The sequence below is a fragment of the Nicoliella sp. ESL1120 genome, assembly GCF_058508515.1.
In genome coordinates, this window is sequence record NZ_CP196384.1 from 395,929 (window position 1) to 406,693 (window position 10,765).

General features: G+C 41.2%; 1 protein-coding gene (cut by a window edge). It reads left to right on the forward strand.

Annotated elements, in window-relative coordinates; translation table 11 throughout:
* The coding region annotated (locus ACSYTE_RS08705) for a beta strand repeat-containing protein (protein ID WP_491717666.1) crosses the window boundary (this coding region is incomplete at its 3' end): on the forward strand, window positions 1–10,765 show 10,765 of its 33,876 nt. Its footprint begins 23,111 nt before the window's first position.

Consider the following 10,765-nt stretch of genomic DNA (forward strand, 5'->3'; position numbering starts at 1 on the left):
TGCCCAGTCTGCTGCAGCTGCTCAAATTATAATTGCTTCTAGTGCTCAATCGACCGCTTCATCTGCTGCTAGTGTGGAAAATTCAATTATTAGTAGTGCAAATTCGTTAAATAGTGCTGCCTCTACTGCTGCTTCGATTGCTGATTTAAATCAACAAAGTGCAACGGCCGCCAGCTCTGATGCAATCGTTAATGCAAGTAATGCTAAGGTTATTAATGATGGTGTTATTCAATCCGCAAATCAAGTTCAAAAAGATGCTAGTGCGGTTGCCTCAATATTAGCTAGCCATACAACTAACGCAACGATTATTAGTGCGAATACAGTAATCAGTATGACTAATAGTGAGACTGCAACAATTTTGAGTTCTGCGAATAGCTACTCTGATCAAATCAAGACGTTACGTAATGATGCAGTTAGTGCTACTAACCTAGAAAGTGTTGCTAACCATAGTGCTCAGCTATATGCTGCTTCTGCTAGTAGCTTTGCCAATAGTGCAATTGCAGCTGCAAAGCTAGGGAATCTATCCGAGGCTGCATCCTTGGCAACTATTGCTGCGACCCAAAGTGATAATACGAATACCTATGCTAGTCTAGTTAGCTTCTATACTAGTAAGGCAGTATCCGATAGCCAATCGATTGTCGCCCTCAGTCAAACGGTTAATAATGAACAGAACAGTTTAGCTACAATCGTATCAAATACTAATTTACAAAGAGATATTGCCAAAGTTGCTGCTGATAGTGAAAATGCTGAAATTAGTTTTGCCAATGTCCAATCAGGAGTGGCGGAAAAAGCAAGCAGTAATGCTCAAGTTAGCTATGATTCTGCCGTTACGATTACTAGTAATGCTAATAATAATGCTAGTAACGCTAATTCACTTAATACGCAAGCCAATGCTAACCAAGCTAATGCGAGTGGAGACAATGACGCTATTGATGGGCTTCTTATTAGTCATCCAAATAATAGTTCCGTGTTGGCTGCCTCTTCCGTAGCTAGTCAAGCACGATTGGATGCGAATGCAGCATCTTCTGATGCATCATTTGCAAATTCACAAGCTCAATCGGCAAGCGCCGTGGTTCAATCCAACATCAATTTGAGTTCGGATATGAATTCGACTGCTCAAATAACAGCTCAAAATGCATCAGTTGCTGCTTCAAATGCAGTAAGTGCGGCTAAATTAGGTAATTCTGCCATCGCAGATTCATATAATGCGGTTGCATCATCTAACGCTAGTCTAGCTAGCTTAAATGCTTCAAATGCTAGTTCGTATGCTAAAAATGTAGTAGATGCAGCTAAGTTAGTTTCTTCTGCTAATGATCGAGTCTCACTAGCAAATAGTAAAGCGGCAAGTGCTAGTTCACTTGCGAATAGTGCTTATGCGAATGCTCAATACGCTACTTCGATTCAAGATAGTCAAACGGCATTAGCAAATAGTTTGAATACGGCTGCTAGTCTTGCTGCTAGTACGGCAGACACGGCAAATAGCTCTGCAATTGCCACTAACACTCAGGTGAGCTCCAATGCCAATTCAATTGTTGATCGAACGAACCTTGCAAATAGTTTGAATCAACAAATCACTTCTAATAACAACACTGTCAACTCATTACTAGCAAGTCGGGCAAGTAATAATACTATTATTTCAGCAACCGCAGTGATTGAAAATGCTGCTACCAGTGCTCATTCTGCATTTAATGATGCAACTATTAACAGTGTTCAAATTTATACGCTATCTTCAAATGCAAGTAGAAACACATCGCTAGCAAGCGTTGCAAAATCAGCTGCTCAATCTAATTACACGGTGGCATCAATTGCTGCTTCTAATGCAATTAGTGCTGCTTATCTGGGACAAACCAGTCTTGCTAATTCCTATAATTCAAATGCATCAGTGAGCGTTAGTTTAGCTATTGCTCAAGCCAGTTCAGCTTCTGGATATAGTGCGGCTGTGGCGGACTTGAATGCCTCACTAGCAACGGTTAGTTCTAATATTGATTCAGATTTTGCAATTATTAATGCTGCTAATTCACTAGCTTCTAATGCAACTAATGATGCAGTTATTGCGGCAGGTAAGCAAGATACAGAGGAACAAAGTGCTCAATCAACTACTGCTACTGCTAATAACGCTACTTCAGATGGTTCTGGATTTAGCCAATCAACAATCGCTAACAGCTCAGAATCGAATTCACTTGCTGCTAACAACAATGAATTGAATAATGACGCCAATAGCATGACTAGCGTAATTGCAAGTGACTCTGAAGCAGTGGCTTCACTATCAAATAAACATCAAAGTAACGCAGTGATTAATGGTAATAATAAGGTGACTGAGGATGCATTCTCAATTGCTAGTTCAGCATACCTTGATATTTCAAATGCGAACGCACTCGCACAATCTGCTAATTCAAGCGCGATCGATGCGGCCAATCAGGCTAGCTCAGCTATGATTGTCTTGAATTCAAATGCTAGTTTAGCAGTTGATAATGCATCATTAGCAAGAAGCGCTGCTCAATTGGGCGAATCTTCATTAGCTGATTCATTTAATAGTGTTGCAGCAACGCAGGCACAAGTTGCTAGTTCGTATGCACAGTCATTAAGTAGCTACTCATCAGTTGTTAATTCTTTGAATGGAATCGTGACATCTGCTAATAACAATATTACTAATACCTTGAAGGCGATTGATGAAGCTAGTTATGTATCTTCTAAAGCTGCAGCAGCTGCTAGCCAAGCTGCAACTACTCAAGATAATGAGTTGAATAGTGTTAGTTCAATTAATTCTTCTAATGCAGCTCTCCAAAATTCACTTGCTTCAATCAAATCATCGTTGAATGCGCTTAGTTCACAAACTAATGTCCAATCTATCAATGTAGCATCAAATGCAGCTGCTATTAGTGGAGCTTTACAGTCTGTGACTACATCGGTTAGCATTGCTAATGCAATTCTTTCATCGTATTCAAATAATGGAATCATCATTAATGCTGATAGCGCCGCTAATGCAGCTCTTTCGACCGTGGGTTCCATTAATTCGGTAGCGGCAAGCGTTGCACAGGATGCACAAACTGCTAGCTCAGCAGCTCAAGTGGCTGCTAGTCAGGCTAGTGCTGCTAATGCAGCTGCTTCTGCTGGTGTTTCCGCTGCTGCTAAGGCTGCATCTAGTGCTGCTAATGCAGCTCAGATCGGGAATAGTAGTGCTGCTGATTCGCTGATTGCCCAAGCCCAAAGTGCTTATGCTCAAGCTAGTGCAAATGTAAGTGCTGCTAGTTCGTATTCAGATATTGTGATGACGATGAATAATAGCATCACAAGCGCTAATAGTCACATTGCTCAGTTCATTGGTTCTGCTAACGATGCAAATGTTTCTGCTTCCGTTGCAGTTTCAAGTGCTCAATCTGCAGCAGTTGTTCAGGACAATGAAATATCATCTGCTAATGCAACTACTAGTGCTGCGCAAAGTGTTGAAACGAACGTAAATAGTAGTGATGCTTTGATTCAATCGGCTAATTCATTAGCTAACTCAGTTGCCAGCGTTAATAATGGCTTGAATGGACAAGCCGAAAGTGTACGGGCTGCAATCGCAACTGCTTCAACGGCCGTTGCATCAATGCTAGCTGGGCATTCCATGAATGCTGTAATTATTGCTAATAACGATACTAATAGTAGTGCTTTCTCATTTGCTAGTTCAGCCTATGTTGATATATCGAATGCTAATTCAATTGCTCAATCTGCAAATTCCAATGCAGTCATTGCTAATAGTCAAGCAACTGCTACTGCTGCAATAGTTAGTTCTAATAATGCTTTAGCATCCCAAAATGCAGCTAGTGCAATTAGTGCTGCCCAATTAGGTCAGGTATCATTAGCTGATTCACTTAATAGTGTTGCTTTAGGACAAGCTAGCTCAGCTAGTTCAGCTGCTCAATTGTTAAGTGAGTATTCAGCAGTTGTAAAATCAATGAACGGCATTATTGACTCTGCTAACAGCAATATTGTTACCACGCTTAATTTAATGAATAAAGCTAGCGATGTTGCTAACAATGCGACCCAATCAGCATCTCAGGCTGCTGATAAACAAGATCTCGAGTTGAGTAGTTTGAATGCAATTCACAGTTCAAATGCCAATACCCAGAGTTCGATTAGTGTAAACCAATCTGCTGTTATTGCATCTGGTTCACAAGCAAGCGGTCAAGCCTCAGTGACTAGCAACTCAGTTAATACTGCTAGTGGTTATTTACAATCTGTAGTTAATGCTGCTAGTTTAACAGGTTCTATTCTTGCCTCATATGCAAGTAACGGAGTCGTTATTAACGCTAATAATTCTGCTGAAGCAGCATTGAGTGCTGCTAGTTCGGTTGTGGCTACAATATCAAGTGCTAATCAACAAGCACAAAGTGATAATTCAATTGCCCAAAGCGTAGCTAATATGGCTCATGCAGCTAATACATCAGCTTCAACGAATGCATTGCTTGTCGATAGTTTAGTTGCACTTGCTGCTAGTTCAGCACAAGTTGGTGCTAGCTCTGCTGCTGATTCATTGATTGATCAAGCTAAGAGTGTAGCTGATCAAGCTAGCAATGAATTAAGTGTCGCTAATTCATATGCAGGAATTATTACTGAAATGAATAACAGTATTAGTGCTGAAAATATTCGAGTTAGTGATGCATTAAAATCTGCAAGTGCTGCTAGTGTAGCTGCTTCCAGTGCACTTTTAGCTGCTCAATCAGCAGCCCATCTTCAAGATACGGAAATTGCTTCTGCTAATTCAGTCACTAGTGCTGCAGAAAGTGGCCAAGCAATTGCTAACGGAGACCAATCAACGCTTAGTTCAACCACTTCTCAAACAAATTCAGTTGCTGTTGTTAATAACCAAATGAGTAATCAAGCAATCAGTATGAATGATTCAATTTTGGCTGCATCAAATACAGTTAATTCATTAATGGCTAATCACGAAAGCAATGCTGTGATCATTACTAATAGCGCAACAATTAGCAGTGCATATTCTGTAGCTAAATCTGCAGCAAATGATATTTCTAATACTAATATGCAAGCTCAATCTGCTAATTCAGTTGCGATCATTACTGCTAGTCAGGCTAGTTCAGCTGCAGTTGCTGTGAGTTCCAATAACTCCTTAGCATCTGAAAATGCTGTTAAGGCTGCTAGTGCTGCTAAGTTAGGAAACGCCTCACTAGCAGACTCACTAAATAGTACCGCTGCTAGTCAAGCGAGTGTCGCCAGTTTAGATGCAGTGACATTGAGCTCATATGCAACGACTGCTGATTCAATGAATAATTTGGTTAAGTCTGCTAACGGTCATATTATAGATATCTTGAATGATATCAATAATGTTAGTACGGATGTTGCTAGTGCTGCTCAATCCGCTAGTCAAGCAGCAACTAAGCAAGATCAAGAATTGGCCAGTGCTAATCAAATCAGCAGTGCTAATTCAGTGGTTCAGAATTCAATCGTTGCTAATCAATCAGGATTAAGTATTAGTAGCTCGCAAGCTAACTCCAATGCAATAGCAGCATCTTCTAATGCTAGCGTTGTTGATGGTAACCTTAGTTCTGTTGCTGCAGCCAACTCCACTGTTAGTTCAATTCTTTCTAGTTATGAAAGCAATGCTAACGTGATCAGTGCTGCAAGTGCTGCTCAAGATGCCTTTAACAGTGCAAGTGTAGCTAACAACGTAGCATCGATTGCTAATCAAAAAGTACAATCTGCAAATAGTGTAGCGCAAAGTGTTGCTAATCAAGCTAGCTTAGCTAATGCAGCAGCTTCAGCGAGTGCTTCGTTGGTGGCTCAAAATGTAGCCAGTGCAGCTAGTGCAGCCCAAGTGGGTGACAGTTCAGCTGCGGATTCATTAATTGCCCAAGCACAAAGTAATGCTAGTCAAACTAGTACTGAGCTTAGTGCGGCCAACAGTTATGCTAATGTAGTTGCAAGTATTTCTGATAGCATTGTATCCGTTAATGCTCAAATTACCACTGCAGTTCAATCTGCAAATGCTGCGAAAGATAGTGCATCAACTGCGTTGATGGTTGCGCAATCTGCAGCTAAGGTCCAAGATGCAGAAACCAATTCTGCTAATGCAACCAATTCATTAGTACAAAAAACTCAGACTAGTGCAGATAGCCTAGAATCACTAGCTAGTTCTAATAATGCACAGGCTAATTCAATTGCAGCCAATAATGCTCAAATGAATTCCCAAGCTATCAGCATGGAGGACGCAATTCAAAACTCATCTGCGGCTGTTGATTCAATACTAGCTAGTCATTCTAGCAATGCGGTCATCATTGGAGCCAGTGCTACGAATAGTAGTGCCTTTTCAGTTGCTAAATCATTAACTGAGGACATTGCAAACACTAATTCAACTGCCCAATCTGCTAATTCAGTTGCAGTTGCTTTTGCTAGCCAAGCTAGTTCCACTGCGGATGCGGTTAGTTACAATAATTCTTTAGCAACTACCAATGCTGATAAAGCGAATAGTGCTGCCCAATTAGGCCAAGTTTCACTAGCGGACTCTTTGAATAGTGTTGCAGCTAGTCAGGCCAGTGTTGCTAGTTCAAATGTGCAATCATTAAGTTCATATTTATCTGCTATTTCATCAATGAATTCAATAGTAACTAGTGCTAATGGGCACATTGCTGATAATTTGAAGCTAATTAATAAAGCTAATAATGATGCTACTAGTGCTGCTCAATCCGCTAGTCAAGCTGCAACTAAGCAAGATCAAGAATTGGTCAGTGCTAATCAAATCAGCAGTGCTAATTCAGTGGTTCAGAGTTCAATCGTTGCTAATCAATCAGGATTAAGTAGCAATAGCTCGCAAGCTAACTCCAATGCAACAGCAGCTGCTTCTAATGCCAGCGTTGTTGATGGTAACCTTAGTTCTGTTGCTGCAGCCAACTCCACTGTTAGTTCAATTCTTTCTAGTTATGAAAGCAATGCTAACGTGATCAGTGCTGCAAGTGCTGCTCAAGATGCCTTTAACAGTGCAAGTGTAGCTAACAACGTAGCATCGATTGCTAATCAAAAAGTACAATCTGCAAATAGTGTAGCGCAAAGTGTTGCTAATCAAGCTAGCTTAGCTAATGCAGCAGCTTCAGCAAGTGCTTCGTTGGTGGCTCAAAATGTAGCCAGTGCAGCTAGTGCAGCCCAAGTGGGTGACAGTTCAGCTGCGGATTCATTAATTGCTCAAGCACAAAGTAATGCTAGTCAAACTAGTACTGAGCTTAGTGCAGCCAGCAGCTACGCTAGTGTAGTTGCAAGTATTTCTGATAGCATTGCATCCGTTAATGTTCAAATTACAACTGCAGTTCAATCTGCAAATGCTGCGAAAGATAGTGCATCAACTGCGTTGATGGTTGCGCAATCTGCAGCTAAGGTCCAAGATGCAGAAACCAATTCTGCTAATGCAACCAATTCATTAGTACAAAAAACCCAGACTAGTGCAGATAGCCTAGAATCACTAGCTAGTTCTAATAATGCACAGGCTAATTCAATTGCAGCCAATAATGCTCAAATGAATTCCCAAGCTATCAGCATGGAGGACGCAATTCAAAACTCATCTGCGGCTGTAGATTCAATACTAGCTAGTCATTCTAGCAATGCGGTCATCATTGGTGACAGTGCTACGAATAGTAGTGCCTTCTCAGTTGCTAAATCCTTAACTGAGGACATCATAAACACTAATTCCACTGCTCAATCCGCTAATTCAACTGCCGTTGCTTTTGCTAGCCAAGCTAGTTCCACTGCGGATGCGGTTAGTTACAATAATTCTTTAGCAACTACCAATGCTGATAAAGCAAATAGTGCTGCCCAATTAGGCCAAGTTTCACTGGCAGACTCTCTGAACAGTGTTGCAGCTAGTCAGGCCAGTCTTGCTAGTTCAAATGCTCAATCGTTAAGTTCATATTTATCTGCTATTTCATCAATGAATTCAATAGTAACTAGTGCTAATGGGCACATTGCTGATAATTTGAAGCTGATCAACAAAGCTAATAATGATGCTGCTAGCGCTGCTCAATCCGCTAGTCAAGCAGCAACTAAGCAAGATCAAGAATTAGCCAGTGTTGATCAAATCAGCAGTGCTAATTCAGTGGTTCAGAGTTCAATCGTTGCTAATCAATCAGGATTAAGCAGCAATAGCTCGCAAGCTAACTTCAATGCAATATCAGCGGATTCTAATGCCAGCGTCGTTGATGGTAACCTTAGTTCTGTTGCTGCAGCCAACTCCACTGTTAGTTCAATTCTTTCTAGTTATGAAAGCAATGCTAACGTGATCAGTGCTGCAAGTGCTGCTCAAGATGCCTTTAACAGTGCAAGTGTGGCTAATAGTGTCGCATCAATTGCTAATCAAAAAGTACAATCTGCAAATAGTGTAGCGCAAAGTGTTGCTAATCAAGCTAGCTTAGCTAATGCAGCAGCTTCAGCAAGTGCTTCGTTGGTGGCTCAAAATGTAGCCAGTGCAGCTAGTGCAGCCCAAGTGGGTGACAGTTCAGCTGCGGATTCATTAATTGCTCAAGCACAAAGTAATGCTAGTCAAACTAGTACTGAGCTTAGTGCAGCCAGCAGCTACGCTAGTGTAGTTGCAAGTATTTCTGATAGCATTGCATCCGTTAATGCCCAAATTACAACTGCAGTTCAATCTGCAAATGCTGCGAAAGATAGTGCATCAACTGCGTTGATGGTTGCGCAATCTGCAGCTAAGGTCCAAGATGCAGAAACCAATTCTGCTAATGCAACCAATTCATTAGTACAAAAAACCCAGACTAGTGCAGATAGCCTAGAATCACTAGCTAGTTCTAATAATGCACAGACTAATTCAGTTGCAGCCAATAATGCCCAAATGAATTCCCAAGCTATCAGCATGGAGAATGCAATTCAAAATTCATCTGCGGCTGTCGATTCAATACTAGCTAGTCATTCTAGCAATGCGGTCATCATTGGTGACAGTGCTACGAATAGTAGTGCCTTTTCAGTTGCTAAATCATTAACTGAGGACATTGCAAACACTAATTCAACTGCCCAATCTGCTAATTCAGTTGCCGTTGCTTTTGCTAGCCAAGCTAGTTCCACTGCGGATGCGGTTAGTTACAATAATTCTTTAGCAACTACCAATGCTGATAAAGCAAATAGTGCTGCCCAATTAGGCCAAGTTTCACTGGCAGACTCTCTGAACAGTGTTGCGGCTAGTCAGGCCAGTCTTGCTAGTTCAAATGCGCAATCGTTAAGTTCATATCTATCGGCCATTTCATTAATGAATTCAATAGTAACTAGTGCTAATGGGCACATTGCTGATAATTTGAATCTAATTAACAAAGCTAATAATGATGCTACTAGTGCTGCTCAATCCGCTAGTCAAGCTGCAACTAAGCAAGATCAAGAATTGGCCAGTGCTAATCAAATCAGCAGTGCTAATTCAGTGGTTCAGAGTTCAATCGTTGCTAATCAATCAGGATTAAGCAGCAATAGCTCGCAAGCTAACTTCAATGCAATATCAGCGGCTTCTAATGCCAGCGTTGTTGATGGTAACCTTAGTTCTGTTGCTGCAGCCAACTCCAATGTTAGTTCGATCCTTTCTAGTTATGAAAGCAATGCTAACGTGATCAGTGCTGCAAGTGCTGCTCAAGATGCCTTTAACAGTGCAAGTGTGGCTAATAGTGTCGCATCAATTGCTAACCAAAAAGTACAATCTGCAAATAGTGTAGCGCAAAGTGTTGCTAATCAAGCTAGCTTAGCTAATGCAGCAGCGTCAGCGAGTGCTTCGTTAGTGGCTCAAAATGTAGTCAGTGCAGCTAGTGCAGCCCAAGTGGGTGACAGTTCAGCTGCTGATTCATTAATTGCCCAAGCACAAAGTAATGCTAGTCAAACTAGTACTGAACTTAGTGCGGCCAACAGCTATGCTAGTGTAGTTGCAAGCATTTCTGATAGTATTGCATCCGTTAATGCTCAAATTACCACTGCAGTTCAATCGGCAAATGCTGCGAAAGATAGTGCATCAACTGCGTTGATGGTTGCGCAATCTGCAGCTAAGGTCCAAGATGCAGAAACCAATTCTGCTAATGCAACCAATTCATTAGTACAAAAAACCCAGACTAGTGCAGATAGCCTAGAATCACTAACTAGTTCTAATAATGCACAGGCTAATTCAATTGCAGCCAATAATGCCCAAATGAATTCCCAAGCTATCAGCATGGAGAACGCAATTCAAAACTCATCTGCGGCTGTTGATTCAATATTAGCTAGTCATTCTAGCAATGCGGTCATCATTGGTGACAGTGCTACGAATAGTAGTGCCTTTTCAGTTGCTAAATCATTAACTGAGGACATTGCAAACACTAATTCAACTGCCCAATCTGCTAATTCAGCTGCCGTTGCTTTTGCTAGCCAGGCAAGTTCCACTGCAAATGCAATTAGTTCTAATAATTCCTTAGCGTCTGAAAATGCTGATAAAGCGAATAGTGCTGCCCAATTAGGCCAAGTTTCACTAGCAGACTCTCTGAACAGTGTTGCGGCTAGTCAGGCCAGTCTTGCTAGTTCAAATGCGCAATCGTTAAGTTCATATCTATCGGCCATTTCATCAATGAATTCAATAGTAACTAGTGCTAATGGGCACATTGCTGATAATTTGAAGCTAATTAACAAAGCTAATAATGATGCTACTATTGCTGCTCAATCCGCTAGTCAAGCTGCAACTAAGCAAGATCAAGAATTGGCCAGTGCTAATCAAATCAGCAGTGCTAATTCAGTGGTTCAGAGTTCAATCGTTGCTAATCAATCA